Raw genomic sequence first — 14,488 nt, 5'->3', positions numbered from 1 at the left:
TCAAAACCGATGCCAGCTACGCTCGGCGAGCCACGAGCGCGAATGAGGCGGCGGCTCAGCCGATGGTGGACTCCCGGTTTGATGATCCCCGCACCAGGATCCCATATGAGTTCGACGGATATGGTCAGCGAGAAGCGTTGTGCACCTGCGCTAAACGCCGTTCGTGATCGACGGCGCAAGTATGCGTTTAATGGCCCGCTTTCCTACTGCCAGCACCGGCGGTGCGGAGTGGTATCCCTCAGCGATCGTGCCGGGCCGACCAAAATCGTCGCACCTAGTTGCCGACACACACTCGACCAGGATAGGGGTGCAGCTCGCACGGACCGGTGCACGGCTCCTCACCTGATCAGTCTGGTTGGGCGTGGCATCATCACACACTCGTCGATCAACCCGCATCGGCATAGTTCAGCATCACAGCTTCATCCTCGCCCCCATACTGCATGTACAGGTCGTCGAGCTCCGCGATGTCCTGGTCAAATAAACCGATCGAGTTGATCGCCAGCAGCGCCCGCTTCTCAGCACGGTTGGTGGCGATCGTCTTGGGAGGCACCACGCTTCGGTACGCACTCTCGTAGGCGTCCGCGAGCTCCTTGGCTTGGTCACGGATTGCCCAGATCGCGTCAGTCATGGCATTCCAGCCACTCTTGAAATTTTTTGACCCTCGCAGCCACCTGTACCGCCGACGGACCTGACCATAACTCTTGCAACTGCCGGAGCTCTCGCGCACATGAGCGAGCCAGCTGATCCCACTTGGAGAACACCCACTGCCACTGCTGGAAGGCGCTATACATCGGCTGAGAACCGGGCCGGCATACATGTTGCCGGAGATTTCCTCCGGTGAGAAGCCCCTGAGTTGCATCTGTTTGCCCGCTGTCCTTCCGGTTCGTAACGATGATGGCCCCTCGTTGAATTAAAGGCCTTGACGTTGTTGGCCTCGGCAGTCGAATAGTTAGTCACCGCCGCCTCAGCGATGACCTGCCTAACAAACCCGTAGCCATAGCACGAGGATGATCAACTATCGATTATTTGCGCTGTCAACACCGCACCACATTGGTGGTGCACAACAACTTCACTGCACACAGTTACGCAACGGACCCAATAGCTCCACACAAACTGGCGCAATTCAACGTATGTATAAGATACACAGACGGTCGCCTTGGGGCCCCCGTATCACCGTCTCAGGAAGTGATGTGGTGAAGTGAACCAGGTGTGGTGCACGCCTAGCTGTGTGCAGGTAGCCGGTAGCTAGGCTGTGACAGCGGATACACGTGGCCTTGCCCGAGCCTAATCATGGCCTGACACAGCGCATTATCAAATGAATCGCCGAAGGCCCGGCCGACGACCAGCCCCGCCGAATCAGCGACCTAAGCCTCTGCAGCACGTGGCATCGGCTGGACCAACCCGGTGTTGCTGGCGATCGGCGGCGGCTGCAGCCACGGAGTAGTCAACTTCCGCAACGCACTGAACAACCTAACCCTATACCTCGCCATCGCCCCGCCGTCGTAGTCCCAGTAGAGCGCATATGTCGACTCGAGTGCTGCGATCGCCGGATTGTTTTGCCCGAGCTCGTTGTCGTTGCTCAGCGCCAACACCTCAGCACGGTTAGCATCGATCACGTCCAGAGGAACCATCTCGTTTTGTGCATCGCAAAAAGCCCCCAAGATATGCTGAATCTCGTTCCCGACATTATTGATATGCTTACCGAAATCCATCAGCCACTCCTGAAACGGCTTGGCCGCATTAATCGCCTGCTTCGCCACCTCACCCGACCACTCTTCCGTCAGGCAGTTGAGCATGTGGTCGAACGACCGCTTGAGGTCTAGCATCTCCTGACCCAACATCCACCACTCCTTGGCGGCGCGCGCCATCGAGGAAGGGCCGGGGCCGTTTAACATATTGTGGGAGTTGATTTCCGGCGGCAGCCCTTCGAAATGCGGCATGTTCGTTCGTTGTTCCTTTCCTGCTTGTATCGACTGTTATGAGTGGTAGCTCAAGGCCGTGATGTTGTCGGACTCGGCGGTCGCATACTTAGCGGCACCGGCGTCCAACACGAGTGCACCGGGCTGATGAACTATCGATTGTTTGCGCTGTCGACCGCCCACATTGATGAAGCGCAACGACTTCACTGGCACGGTTATGCGACAGACCCTAGCGGTCCAATGCGCGCAAAACTACTGCAAATACGAGCTATTCAAGATGTACACCATCGCCTGATTAGGCCTCTGGGTATCCCTCCTAAGTTGCAGTGCGGGTATGGTATCAGAAATTTTCGGTGTCTGTGGCCCGGGATGCCAGGGTGGGGCTTGGCGACGTCAACGATGATGTGTCATGCTCTGTGCTCCGGAGGCTATGGCACATACGATCCGGCAGAGCGCAATTGACAACATCGAGATCGCAGTGCCGCTCGACCGCGACGGTAGCTTTGAACAGCAGATCATCCAAGAATCTGATCCGTGGTACTGGACTTGGCCTTTCGCGGGTGGGCGAGTAGCTGGGCTGTGCTGGCGGACATGCCGGGCCTTGTCAACTCCGATCATGTTCTGACACAGCGCGTTATCGAATGCATCGCCGACAATCCCTGCCCACGATCAGCTGCCGCCAGCTCGCGCACAATCTGCTCAGCCATAGCCTCGCCGCAAGCCAATGCGCACCTCGCCGAAGCGTCGGGCGTCAAAACCGATGCCGGCCGCGTGGGCGTAAGGCGCTGCGACTTGCCACACCGAGCAAGCCGGCGAGCTCGGCGATGGGGATCTCGTCCAGCTGTGCGACCGCAGCGATGATGTCGGCGCGCAGTGCTGCGTCGCAGAAGGGCTCGGCAAGCCAGTGGAACTTGTCCACGACACGTTCCCATGACATCGGCCTGGTGGGTGATCCCTCGTAATCGGACTCTTCGCAGAAGAATTTCCGCCCGTCGCGGGTAGTCACGTGCACACGGGCCGCCGTGCGCCTCGGATAATCCGCCGTCAGGTCGGCTGCGGGCTTGACATCCACCCGCGCCAACAGGTCTTGCACATCGCCGCGCCGAACACCTTCGGTCTCCAGCTGTTCGGGTCCAACGGCGCCGTCCAGTAACGCAACCGCACTCAAGCACTTAAGGTTGTAGTCGGCCTGTTCCTTGGTCGATGGGTGTTCCTTGTCTCCGTATGCGCCTCCGCCCGCGATGTCGTAAGCGCCCTGGAAGACCTCGAGGGTCACCCGGGCAACATCATCGCCGCGCAAGCCGTTGTCTGTGCGGATTGTCAACGCGGCGTCAATGATGGCCTGCCCATGGATAAGTGAGCAGTACTGCTTAAGGTAAGTCTGTTCGACCGCGGTGAGATTTCGGTCGGAAGTGCGGAAATCAATTGGTTGTTCCAAGAGTTGAACCAAACCGTGCGGGCCTTCGAAAAGCGATTTAGGTCCGGTGATTCCGCGGCCAGTCAACATCGTGGTGTAGACCGCGCGCATACCGGTGATGGCAGGCGAGATGCCTTTCCAGTTCGAAACCGGTTCGGCGTGCAGGGCGGCGAGCGACACGTTGTCAACCGCGGACGCCGCGATCGCGTTCGCGGTCCGCTCGGCGTCGAGCCCAAGCAGCTTGACGGCCCCTGCCGCCACTGACATCGCCAGCTGCAGAGCGTGATTGAGCCCGCGCGCCATGACGGGGACCTGGGCGCTAAACCTGCACTGGACCTCGTAGGCGATCGCGAGGGCGAGCAGAAAGTCCGCTCCGCTGGCATTGACGTGTTCGGCCACCGCCAGCACCGCGCCGAAGTTGTCGGCCGGGTGACACAGGCCTCCCGCCGTCAGATAGGTGTCGAGCAAGTCGGGGTAACGGACCAGCACCGCGTTGAAAAGCGCTGCCTGATCCACCGAAGCGCGTCCGCCACCAACGAGCGTCGCCGTGGCGCGGCTGCTGAATTGCCCGAACTTCTTACAGTGATGGCGAACATTCGAGGCCGTTGAGCGGTTTATCTGGTGCGCACCAAGTAATCAGGACGCGGCCGTAGCACAACCGACGGACGCGGGCGCCAGGAAGTAGCGAGCGAACGTGGATGCGTAGCTGCCGCAGTGTTTCCGACGGCGGCCACTTGATGGGTGCGGTGTGCTCCCACTTGCCCCTAACGCGATTGACGATCATGCATGCCAGCCCGGTTGTCAGGTGCCATAAACCGTTACGAAACGACGGCTTGACGAAGGTGACCACGGCCAATGTTCCGCCCGGGCTCACCAACTCAGCGAGCCGTCGCAACGCGGCGCGAGTGTCCTCGAGGTGGTGCAGCGCGGCGTTCGAAACGACAGCGTCGAACGCGTCGACACCGGGGACCCTGGGCAGGTCGGCCGTCATGATGTCGCCCTGTACCCACCGGATCGGCACTTTGGCGAACCGGGCCTGCGCGCGTTGCAGGACGGGCGCGTCGACGTCGAGCGCGGTGACGTCGGGTATCCGCCGCGCCAGGCGCGCTGCAAGAAACCCGTCACCGCACCCAACGTCGAGAACACGCCGGGCGCCAGGCGGAACTTTGGAGTCCAGCAGCGCGTCGTAGTGGATATTGATATTCCACGGTTGTTGCGCCCGGGGGCCACGCCCTCTTGTCATGAGGCTGTCATGAGGCAGACCACGCCTCAAACATATCCCGCAATCACGATCTGCTGCATGCCCAAACGCCACCACTTTCCTCAAGTAAGGTTTGCCACAATTTCAAATCAACATTGTCCAAATTTTTGACATTGTATGTCCTGCCTAGCAATACCACGCCCTCATAGTCTGTCACTTTGTCCAACCGTAACGTTGCTATGGCGGAGGTGGAGCGAATAGATTTGGGCATGCTGTACATCCCGGCCACGAGCCGACATAGCCACCGATGATCCCCGCCCGTCGATAGCACGATGCTCGCCTTCGACAGAGCCACTGTCCCCGTCGCGACAACGTCAGGCCCACGTTGGCCCACCCTAACCCGGTTGGCGCTGATTACCGCGGCGTTGATCGCTCCACCGGTGGTAATACGGATTGTCGGCCGGCATGCGGATCCAGTCGCCGCACTCCTGATCTACGGGGCCGCTGTGGTGTCGGCAAGTGTCCTGCTGGCATGGGCCGCCGAGGCAGCGCAGATCGAAGTGTCCGGCGACCTCGCCATCGCGGTACTCGCGTTAGTCGCAGCCGTGCCCAAATGCGCCGTCGACCTGTACTGCGTGTGTGCGTCTGGCCACCGTCCGAATTACGCCCAATACGGCGCAGCCACTATGACTGGGTATAACCGGCTGCTGATGGGCTTGGGCTGGCCGATCGTGGTGTTGATCAGCGTGGTCGTGGCGCGCAAGGTCGGCGTTGGTAAGTGCACCGGTTTGGCGCTGGAACACGCTAACCGCGTCGAACTCGGGTTCCTGCTGACCGCCGGTGTGGTCGCATTCGTAATACCAGCAAGTGGTCAAATCCACCTGGTGCTGGAGTTGGCGCTGCTGGCCTAGTTCGGCTTCTACCTTTACAAGATCAGCCGCGGCGACGTCGAAGAGCCCGACCTGATCGGGACCGCGGCCGCGCTCGGCGAGCCGCTCGACCGCAGTCGCGGCATTGTGGTTACCGGTCTGTTCGCCGCCTCCAGTGCGGTGATTGTGCTGTACACCAAGCCATTCGCCGACATCTTAGTCACCGCCGGGATCGAACTGGGCATCGACGGGTATCTCCTGGTGCAATGGCTTACGCCGCCGGCCCTCTGAAGCGCCTGGGTTCATCATCGCGATCATCGTCACCACCCGCGGCATGGGCACCGCGATTGCCCGGCGGCTGGGTGCCGGCAGAACTGTGTTGTTGGCCGATAACAATGACGCAGCGCAGCTGGATCTTCTCAGCCCGCAAACGATCACGTATCTCGGTATTGCGTACTCAATCACGAAGCAAGCCAACCACATTCGAGTCTACTCCGCCAGCGCATATCGGGGTCGTCAGGGCACCCGCATCAACTCGATCAGTCCCGGTGTCGTCGCTACGCCCATGGGCCGGCAGGAACTTGCCTCCCCGGGTTGGTGATGGCATGCGAGCCATGGTCGCCGCCGCTGCGGCTAGGAGACTGGGAACGGTCGGTGCTCGCGTCGCCTCGGCCGCGGTGGCGGCGTACTCACCGGGCTGCCGCCTCCGACAGCGACTCAATCACGGTGGCACTTCATCAACTTGTTCTAATGAATAAGACGTTGTGCGGCATCGTATTTGGCTCTTCATGAAATCAACGATGCTTATGCCGATCCGGCCCGCAGCGGCGCAGTCGCGATAACGCGCACCGATCGTTGCACGCAGCGCCTGCAGGGTGGCCGCCGTGCTGGTGATCGGCCGCCAGCGGCGGCCCCATGCGCGACCATCCCGAAAGCGCCAGCTCACGTCCGGGGACGTGTTGGCCGGATACGGCCAGGTCGACAGCTATTCCCTCACCACGACGACAAGCGATGAGCCTGCCGAGACGACGCATGCCGAACTACTTAGCCTAGGCACGCCTGTCAGGCGCTAATCCTGACCGGTTCGACCAGTGCGCGCGGTCCAGCGCTAGCGCTATGTCTCTCCTCACACTTACGTTCCGCCGTTACGGCCCATGGCGTGAAACAGCTCGCATAACATGCCACTAGAAAGGAGCGAACGCCATGTCACCTGGACGGCGCCCGCGCAGGTTCGGGTACGCGGTCGGCGCGACTTTGATCGCGACCGGCGGGATCGTTGCGATCAGCTTGGTCGCTGTCTTTCTGTTCCAGGTCACGAGCAAAGTACCCACCCGCGACCACGCCTTCGGCAACAACCAAGCGACGACGGTGCACGTGAACGCCGGTGGGTCGAAATCGATCTACACCAATTTCGCGTCGCATGCCAATATCCGCTGCACCGTCCGCGGCGACCATGCGCAACGCATCTTCCCGGCGGGAGAAGACTTCGGCTTCATCCCCACCTCGCTGTGGCGCGCTCGGCTTTTCTTCAAGGTCAAAGACAGTGGCAACTATACGATCAGATGCTCCGGGCCGCCCGACGTCTATTACGGCGTAGGTGACTATGTAGGAGTTGACCAGTTTATCGGCCTATATTGGGGTATCGGCGCGGGCGTCGCACTAGCCGCCGTCGGCGTCGCCACCTTGATCATCAGCACCGTACGCCGTGCCTAAGCCCGCTCGCTGGTGCCGTGCCGGTGCAGTGCACCGAGGCCGCGGCCGCCGTCTTTGGCGGGCGGCCATTGAGTGATCATCCAACGGATGACCCCTGAGCTATCGACAATCACGACCGTCGGCATTGGCGCCGCGTGCGTTGCCGGATCGGATCGACGACCAACAAGCTTGTGAGATCATCTGCCCAGTGGGAGAACATGATCCACGAAAGCCTGGTGGCTATTGCCGCACCCGGCAAGTTGAGCCGAAGGAACGGGCATCAACCAGATCGCGCTGGCAACCGCTCGACGACGATGCGCGTCCCGACCTAGCGCTGACCCACTAGGTGTCGGGCGTGGTCGCCCGGGACGCCGTCGACACCCCGGCTGGACACATCAGCTACGGTCCGGCGTAGCGATCACGAAGCTTGGCCAGCGTGGCCTCGATACCCGCCGCGTTGGCCTTCGGGGCCCCTATCCGCTCGTAGTACTTGAGCCGGTTTTTGAGCGCACCGGCATCGTGATAGTCGAACGTCTCGGTTACCCGGGTCAATGTCGGCGATAACGACTCAAATTCCCACCGCCACCTGTGGCCTACCGGATGGCGCCACTCCACTAATTCGTTTGGTTTGACAGCGGTCACCGTACTGGTGATCCGGTAGGGCATGCCATACATTTTCATTTTCGTCGAAAACTTCGATCCCACAACCAAGTTGGCAGGTACCTTAATGTTGCCACCCACCGTTCCAGACCCGTCCAATTCGTGGTGGCGCCGAGGATCGGCCACCATCGCATAGAGCTCGGCCGCTGGCGCGGCCACTTCGACAGACCGGCTGACCCGCCCTGGTCCCGCATCGACAACGGTGACAGTCATGATGTCTTTATCCTTTGTTGCGTCCGACAGCGCCACGTCGAGGCTACGCTTCGCCGAGTTGTCGGTAGTGACGCCGCCGACCAGACCAGTAACGCTGGCGACGGCGTTGACAGCTATACCTGCCAGGGGTATAGCTGCTTATCTGTTAGATATACCCCCAGCAGGGGTACTAGAGAAGGGAACGCTATGGCCACTAGTGAATACCGAGTCAGCGGGATGAGCTGCGGGCATTGCGAGACGGCCATTCAGCGCGAAGTAGGCCACATTCCCGGGGTCCACAGCGTGGAGGTGAGCGCACGGACGGGCCGGCTCATCGTCGCCAGTTCTGTGCCGATCGAGGAAGCCACGGTGCTGGACGCGGTCAACGAAGCCGGCTTTACGGCGGTCGTGGTTGCCTGACGACGGCCGACGGCCCAGGTTTGCACCAGGATCGCAGATCTTGTGCCCGGCGTAACCGCCTGCCCTACCGCAAACTTCCAGATGCACATCGGCACAGTTGGTCGTCGCTATTCGGCCCGGGACACCAGTACACCAGTAAGGAACGCACATACCCGAGATGACCGCCTCTCCGGCCGCGATGAGCCCTATCGAGCTCGAGATCACCGGAATGACCTGTGCCTCGTGCGCGACGCGTATCGAAAAGAAACTGAACAAGCTCGACCGAGTCACTGCGAGTGTCAACTATGCGACCGAAAAGGCCACCGTCACAGTCCCTTCCGACTATGACCCGCAGACGCTGATCGGCGAAGTCGAAAAGACCGGCTACACCGCGTCCCTCCCGCAACACCATCAGAATCCCATGCCGGAACATGCGATAGAAACGGCGACAGAGAACGCCTGGGCCTGCGGCCGGTGCTGCTGACCGTCGCACAGCGCTTGCAATCCGAGAGCAAGGTGGTGGCCATGGTCGGCGACGGCGTGAATGACGCCGCTGCTCTGGCCACAGCTGATCTCGGGCTGGCCATGGGCACTGGCGCCGACGTCGCAATCGAAGCCGTCGACCTTACCTTGGTGCGCGAAGATTTACGGGCTGCCGCAGACGCGATCCAACTCGCCCGCCGGACGCTGGCCGACCGCCCGGAGCGCAATACGATGACCTGACCGGAGCAGCGATCGTATTGCTGTTCCGGCGGCTTTGCGCGAAGTCCGGGGCGGTGCTGGTATGGGATAGTTGGTCCTGTTGCGCACCCACCTGACCCCGCGCAGCCATCGGATTTAGCGAAAGCCACGACTGTTGCGTCTCTTTACCGAACAACTGTCCTTGCTGCACGGTTGGTTGCCTGCGGCAGTACAAGGTTCCGCTCTGTTCATGGTGATCAACGCGATGGAATGGACCAGGCGGCGCTGGCTGAAGCGGACACTGCCGTTGGCGCTAGTCGTCGCGGCCGCCGTAACGGCGCTGGCGTACTGGTACATCACCTCGATCGGGGTTGCCGGCGACCCAGCACCAACGTCGCTGTGGCTGTGGATAGCTTTAAGTGGGCTCGCTGCGGCCGTGCTGTTGCTGGGCTGGCCAGGTGCCCGCTGGTGGCGCCGCGGGCTGGCGATGCTGTCGGTACCGCTGTGCGCACTGTGCGCGGCCTTGGCCTTGAACCTGTGGGTCGGTTACTTCCCCACGGTGCACACCGCATGGAATCAGCTGACGGCCGGGCCCTTACCTGACCAGATCGATCGGCTGCGTGTCACCGAGATGCAGATCGCCGGGACCAAGCCGACCAAGGGCGTCGTGGTGCCGGTGAACGTTAGCGCCACCGCGTCCGGTTTTCCCCACCGCCAGGAACTGGTGTATCTGCCCCCGGCATGGTTCAACAGCAATCCGCCGCCGCGACTGCCGACGGTCATGATGATCAGTTCTGCCTTTAACACTCCCGCGGACTGGCTGCGTGCTGGGGGTGGTTTCGACACCATCGACAACTTCGCGGCCCGCCATCACGGCTTCGCCCCGGCGCTGGTGTTCGTTGACCCCACCGGCTCGTTCGACAACGACACTGAGTGCGTCAACGGGACCCGCGGTAATGCCGCCGACCATCTAACGAAAGATGTTGTGCCATTCATGGTCTCGAATTTCGGGGTAAGCGCTGACCGGGCCAACTGGGGTATCGCCGGCTGGTCGATGGGCGGTACTTGCGCCGTCAACTTGACCGTCATGCATCCAGATATGTTCAGCGCGTTCGTGGACATCGCCGGCGACCTGCGTCCCAATACGGGCACCAAAGAGCAAACCATCGCCGGGCTGTTCGGTGGCGACTCCGCCGCCTGGGCTGCCTTCGACCCGATCACGGTCATGACTCGGCACGGTCACTACAGCGGGGTGTCGGGATGGTTCGACGTCCCCGCAGCGACTAGCCCACGCAGCCTTGCCCAGGCGGCCAACCCCGCCGGTAGTAGTCCCACCATCGACCCCGCCGCCAACCCCGAAGGCCAAGACGCCGCCGCCCACACGCTGTGCGGCGTCGCCGTGGCCAATGGGATCGATTGCGCGGTAGTGACCCAGCCCGGTAGACACGACTGGCCATTTGCCGCCCAGGCGTTTGCTGCGTCACTCCCCTGGCTGGCTGCGACGCTGGGGACCCCCGATGCCGAGCCCGTGCAGCTGCCGGCACGCAGCTCCGGGGTGCCTGAGTAATCGAGGCCGCCGGATGACGTGCAGTTCGACAGCTGTTGGGTGATCCCCTTGCTCGGACTGCGGGCACCAGGGCCCCTGCCGACGGTGGGGCTAGGCGCGAGGCCCTCCTACTGGCCCGCCTTGCGGGCCAGATCGATGGCGTACTGATTCACAAACGTGCCCGCCGGCGGATCACCTTTGGCGCATGTTCCGTCGGATTCACCGGGACGTTTGATCCACAAGTAGGCGTCGGCGTGCGCGCCCGCGGTAGCGGCGGTAGGCGAAGTGCCCAGTGCTCGGCCGCTGGGGTTGCACCAGTTGAGCTCGGAGTCGGGCGCTGGTCCGACACCGTTACGCGACGTGTCGATCACATAGTGCGAACCATTCGTGAGCGCCGAAATCGCCTCGCCATAACCGATTTCGTCCTCAGTGGTGAAGAAGTTCGCGATGTTGAGGCTAAAACCCCGCGCGCGAGCAACACCGACCTGATTGAGCCTGGCAGCCATGTCCTCGGCGCTATGCCAACGCAAGTGACCACCGTCGACGTACACGGCCGTGGCCGGATTGCGGGTCAGCGTATCGACGGCGTAGCGAATCAAGTCGTAGCGTTCTTGGCGCTGGTCAGCCGAGAGGCAGTCGGCCATGGCGAGTGCATCGGGCTCGACAATGATCGCCGTCCGCGAAGCGCCCACGTCGGATGCGATGCCGTCGATCCACGCGCGGTATTCGCCGGCCGACCCGAAACCGCCCGCAGCGAAGCTGCCACAGTCGCGGTGGGGGATTCCGTAAAGCGTCAGAACCGGGATGGCGCCAGCAGCCGCCGCGTCACCGGTGTACTTCGCGACCGTGGCTGCCGAAGAGCCCGGGACGATCCAGTACGCCTGCGGCGTGTTGGCGATGGCGGTCAACTCGGGACTCGGCGGATCGGCATGCTGCGCGGCGCGCATAGCCGCTGAGTTGGGATTGACGTAGAAGGGCATGCCGGCAAACGGGTTGGTATCACCGGCCAAGCGCACCGCCGGGGCGGGACCGACCGGCACCGGGTCGGCAAGAAAACCTATGCCGGCAACGGCCGCAACCGTTAGGAAAGGGGCAACCCACCGCGCGACTGCACCAGCAGCTGAGAACATCACCCCAGGAAATTAGCGTTCCAGCACGTTGAGCGCCAAATCGTCGACGGCAGGTGATGGCTGCGATCGGCTTTGGCACCATAGCGGCGTCGTGGTGCTCAGATTCCACCCCACGGTCAATGCACTCTGAATTACTAAGGGCCCGTTATCCTTCGACGGGAATCCGCAGCTGACCTGCCGGAACTAATCCGGCATATTGGCCCTGCTGGTGGTACGGTTCGCTGCTGTGGAGACGGACTGTGGCGGCATGGGCATCCCGCCAGCGGGCTTGCCGGATCCGTCATGGTGCGCACGTGTGATCGAGGCCATGCCGTGTCAGAGCTAAACCGGCGTCGTTTCTTAGGCACGCTCGCCGCGGCCACTGTGGCCGGCGTCGGCGCAGCACGCCTCGTGGTCAACCCGCAACCGCGAACATTCGCCCAAGCTCCGGTGGCTGCCGAGCTGACGACGGCTCCCAGCGCCACGGGCTTATTGCCGCCGCCACCAACGAGTGCCCGCATCCGGCTGCCTGGCGGCGGCGCGCTATCGAAGCTCCCGGGTCGTGGCGATCTGCTCGCACTTACCGTCGACGACGGCGTCAACAGCGAGGTGGTGCGTGCCTACACGCAGTTCGCCAAAGACACCGGGATACGGCTGACGTTTTTCGTCAATGGGGTCTACGACTCCTGGACCGACAACCTGTCGATGTTGCGACCGTTGGTGGAATCTGGCCAGATCCAACTCGGCAACCACACCTGGTCTCACCCGGATCTGACGGCAATGACGAAGAGCGAGATCGCCAAACAGCTCACCCGCAACGACGACTTCCTGAAGAAGAGCTACGGGATCGGCGCGAAACCATACTGGCGCCCACCGTATGCCAAGCACAACGCCACTATTGACGCGGTGGCCGCCGACCTCGGCTACACCGTGCCAACCCTATGGTCAGGTTCGCTGTCGGATTCCACGTTGATCACCGAGGACTACATCGTCAAGATGGCCGACGAGTACTTCACCCCGCAAGCCATCGTGATCGGACACCTCAACCACCTACCGGTCACCCACGTCTACCCGCAACTCGTCGACATCATCCGCTCGCGAAATCTTCGCACCGTCACCCTCAACGACGTATTCCTCAAAACCCCGTAGAACGCGGCAGCTGTGCCGACGAGTTGTGCACCGACGAATGCTGCGACAGTACGGCCGGGTTCGAGCAGCTCTGCGATCTGGCCGGGCTTGAGATTCGGCAGGGGCGGCAACCCGACCATGGCGGTGCGAAACACGTTCGCCGCGGCAGTAAGGTCATCCTCGCTGTCGAGAACCCGGATCTCGGCCGTCATGCCGCCATCATGGTGGGTGGGCTCAGCGGATGGACAGGCCCGTCAACGCCCGCGAAACCACCAGGCGCTGGATTTCGCTGGTGCCCTCGAAGATCGTGAAGATCTTGGCGTCGCGGTGCATCCTCTCCACGGGGTAGTCGCGGGTGTACCCATTGCCGCCCAGGATCTGGATGGCTTCGTCGGTGACATAGACCGCGGTCTCGCTGGCCACCAGCTTGGCCATCGAGCCCTCCGCCGAGTCGAAGCTCTGGTTATTTCTCGCCATCCAGCCAGCCCGCCACACCATCAGACGAGCCGCGTCGATCCGGCATTTCATATCTGCTAGCTTGAACGCGACCGCCTGGAATTCACCGATCTTGCGTCCGAATTGCTCACGCTGGCAAGCATATTCGAGAGCATATTCATAGGCGGCTCGGGCCACTCCGACAGCCATCGCGCCGACAGTGGGCCGAGTGCGCTCGAAGGTCTTCATCGCTGCCTGCCCACCCGCGGAGGCACCGGATTTGACCCGGGCGATCCGAGCGTCGAACTTGTCCCGGCCGCCGAGGATGTAGTCCTCGGGCAGTCGGACGTCGTCGAGCACCACCTCGGCGGTGTGTGACGCGCGGATCCCATGCTTTTTGAATTTCTGCCCCTGAGTCAAACCTTTGATGCTCCCAGGGATGACGAACGTGGCCTGGCCGCGGGTGCCCAGGTCCGGGTAGACCGATGCCACCACGATGTGCACGTTGGCGATACCGCCGTTGGTCGCCCAAGTCTTGGTGCCATTGAGAACCCACTCGCGGGTCGACTCGTCGTAGCGCGCGCGGGTGCGGATGGCGCCGACATCAGAACCGGCGTCTGGCTCGGATGAGCAGAACGCACCGAGCTTGGGGTCGTCGGGCGTACCGAACATCTCCGGTAGCCAGCGGCCCAGCTGTTCTGGAGTTCCGTTGCCCGCCAACGCTGCTGCCGCCAGCCCGGTGCCCATGATGGAGAGCGCGATGCCGGCGTCGCCCCAGAACATTTCCTCGAATACGGTGAGCATGGCCAGCCCGGTGGGCTCAGCGGCCTGCTGACCGAAGAACTCCGAAGAGTAGAGACCTACCTTCGCGGCCTCCTGGATCACCGGCCAGGGAGTTTCCTCTCGTTCGTCCCATTCGGCTGCGGCGGGGCGGATGATCTCGGCCGCGAACTTGTGGACCCAATCACGCACCTCAAGCACATCATCGCTCAGCTGCAGTGAGAACGTCATCGCTCTACTCCTGAAATAAGTTGTCAATCAGAGGTTTTCGAAATTTCTGCGGCGAAGTGTTCATATATAGCGCCCGACCCCGGGGCCAGACCGGACGCCCGTTGAACGTCGGCCACCGACGTCGCCGCGTACCCCTTGGCGGCAAAGAGCTCCACCGCCGGGTCAGCAGCCGATCACCTCCCGACGCGAGCACGGTGAGAGAGTAGTCACTCACTGGTTGTTGGGGCAA

Annotated in this window: 13 protein-coding genes and 5 pseudogenes; 8 read left to right on the top strand and 10 right to left on the bottom strand. The window is 62.2% G+C overall.

Features of this window, described 5'->3' with window-relative positions; genetic code table 11:
• Positions 1 to 385: 385 nt before the first annotated feature.
• From B586_RS22370 to B586_RS00595, 5 genes are all read right to left on the bottom strand, one after another.
• On the bottom strand, positions 386 to 628 hold the full coding sequence (locus B586_RS22370) for a PPE domain-containing protein (RefSeq protein WP_054878993.1): 243 nt from the start codon (positions 626 to 628) through the stop codon (positions 386 to 388).
• Positions 621 to 893, bottom strand: a complete 273-nt coding sequence (locus B586_RS22650) for a PPE domain-containing protein (protein WP_368859903.1) — start codon at positions 891 to 893, stop codon at positions 621 to 623. The genes B586_RS22370 and B586_RS22650 overlap by 8 nt, the downstream gene beginning before the upstream one ends.
• A 471-nt stretch (positions 894 to 1,364) precedes the next feature.
• Complete coding sequence (locus B586_RS00610; protein WP_054878994.1) at positions 1,365 to 1,940, bottom strand: PPE family protein; 576 nt, start codon at positions 1,938 to 1,940, stop codon at positions 1,365 to 1,367.
• Positions 1,941 to 2,670: 730 nt separating this feature from the next.
• A complete protein-coding gene (locus tag B586_RS00600) occupies positions 2,671 to 3,954 on the bottom strand; it encodes an MmgE/PrpD family protein (protein ID WP_082607462.1) in 1,284 nt (427 codons plus the stop codon).
• On the bottom strand, positions 3,914 to 4,579 hold the full coding sequence (locus B586_RS00595; RefSeq protein WP_047314549.1) for a class I SAM-dependent methyltransferase: 666 nt from the start codon (positions 4,577 to 4,579) through the stop codon (positions 3,914 to 3,916). Before B586_RS00595 ends, B586_RS00600 begins: the two co-directional genes overlap by 41 nt.
• Before the next feature lie 290 nt (positions 4,580 to 4,869).
• On the opposite strand from B586_RS00595, the pseudogene B586_RS21700 reads away from it, so the two are divergent.
• From B586_RS21700 to B586_RS00575, 3 genes and pseudogenes are all read left to right on the top strand, one after another.
• Positions 4,870 to 5,752: pseudogene (locus tag B586_RS21700) on the top strand (sodium:proton exchanger); the annotation flags it as partial.
• Entirely contained in the window at positions 5,741 to 6,007 is a 267-nt protein-coding gene (locus B586_RS00585; RefSeq protein ID WP_052915661.1) for a Rossmann-fold NAD(P)-binding domain-containing protein, read from the top strand. The pseudogene B586_RS21700 and the gene B586_RS00585, both read left to right, overlap by 12 nt.
• 602 nt (positions 6,008 to 6,609) lie before the next feature.
• On the top strand, positions 6,610 to 7,119 hold the full coding sequence (locus B586_RS00575) for a hypothetical protein (RefSeq protein WP_054878998.1): 510 nt from the start codon (positions 6,610 to 6,612) through the stop codon (positions 7,117 to 7,119).
• Positions 7,120 to 7,497: 378 nt separating this feature from the next.
• Here the strand turns inward: B586_RS00575 and B586_RS00565 are convergent, their stop codons facing one another.
• Positions 7,498 to 7,971 (bottom strand): SRPBCC family protein, encoded by a 474-nt coding sequence (locus tag B586_RS00565; protein WP_054880790.1) that lies wholly within the window; start codon positions 7,969 to 7,971, stop codon positions 7,498 to 7,500.
• Positions 7,972 to 8,157: 186 nt separating this feature from the next.
• Between B586_RS00565 and B586_RS00560 the strand changes: the two genes are divergently transcribed.
• From B586_RS00560 to B586_RS00545, 4 genes and pseudogenes are all read left to right on the top strand, one after another.
• Positions 8,158 to 8,370 (top strand): heavy-metal-associated domain-containing protein, encoded by a 213-nt coding sequence (locus tag B586_RS00560; protein ID WP_047314552.1) that lies wholly within the window; start codon positions 8,158 to 8,160, stop codon positions 8,368 to 8,370.
• A 157-nt stretch (positions 8,371 to 8,527) separates the two neighbouring features.
• Positions 8,528 to 8,755: pseudogene (locus B586_RS00555) on the top strand (cation transporter); the annotation flags it as partial.
• 80 nt (positions 8,756 to 8,835) lie between these two features.
• Positions 8,836 to 9,042, top strand: a pseudogene (locus B586_RS00550) (HAD hydrolase family protein); the annotation flags it as partial.
• A 163-nt stretch (positions 9,043 to 9,205) separates the two neighbouring features.
• The gene (locus B586_RS00545) at positions 9,206 to 10,597 is read left to right on the top strand and encodes an alpha/beta hydrolase (protein ID WP_054879002.1); all 1,392 of its coding nucleotides are present in this window, start codon (positions 9,206 to 9,208) and stop codon (positions 10,595 to 10,597) included.
• 107 nt (positions 10,598 to 10,704) lie between these two features.
• Here the strand turns inward: B586_RS00545 and B586_RS00540 are convergent, their stop codons facing one another.
• On the bottom strand, positions 10,705 to 11,709 hold the full coding sequence (locus B586_RS00540) for a glycoside hydrolase family 6 protein (RefSeq protein ID WP_054879003.1): 1,005 nt from the start codon (positions 11,707 to 11,709) through the stop codon (positions 10,705 to 10,707).
• Positions 11,710 to 11,988: 279 nt separating this feature from the next.
• Here B586_RS00540 and B586_RS00535 point away from each other — a divergent pair, with 279 nt between their 5' ends.
• The gene (locus B586_RS00535; protein WP_054879004.1) at positions 11,989 to 12,834 is read left to right on the top strand and encodes a polysaccharide deacetylase family protein; all 846 of its coding nucleotides are present in this window, start codon (positions 11,989 to 11,991) and stop codon (positions 12,832 to 12,834) included.
• Between the two features lie 2 nt (positions 12,835 to 12,836).
• Here B586_RS00535 and B586_RS21695 read toward each other — a convergent pair.
• The 3 genes and pseudogenes from B586_RS21695 to B586_RS19670 form a co-directional block, all read right to left on the bottom strand.
• Positions 12,837 to 13,025 (bottom strand): annotated as a pseudogene (locus B586_RS21695) (GNAT family N-acetyltransferase); the annotation flags it as partial.
• 22 nt (positions 13,026 to 13,047) lie between these two features.
• Positions 13,048 to 14,259 (bottom strand): acyl-CoA dehydrogenase family protein, encoded by a 1,212-nt coding sequence (locus B586_RS00530; RefSeq protein ID WP_054879005.1) that lies wholly within the window; start codon positions 14,257 to 14,259, stop codon positions 13,048 to 13,050.
• 44 nt (positions 14,260 to 14,303) lie between these two features.
• Positions 14,304 to 14,452: pseudogene (locus B586_RS19670) on the bottom strand (TetR family transcriptional regulator); the annotation flags it as partial.
• Positions 14,453 to 14,488 lie beyond the last annotated feature (36 nt).

This window comes from Mycobacterium haemophilum DSM 44634 (genome assembly GCF_000340435.2).
Taxonomy (GTDB): Bacteria; Actinomycetota; Actinomycetes; order Mycobacteriales; family Mycobacteriaceae; genus Mycobacterium; species Mycobacterium haemophilum.
Note: the sequence above shows the minus strand (reverse complement) of the source record. Positions and strands in the feature narration are given on the sequence as shown.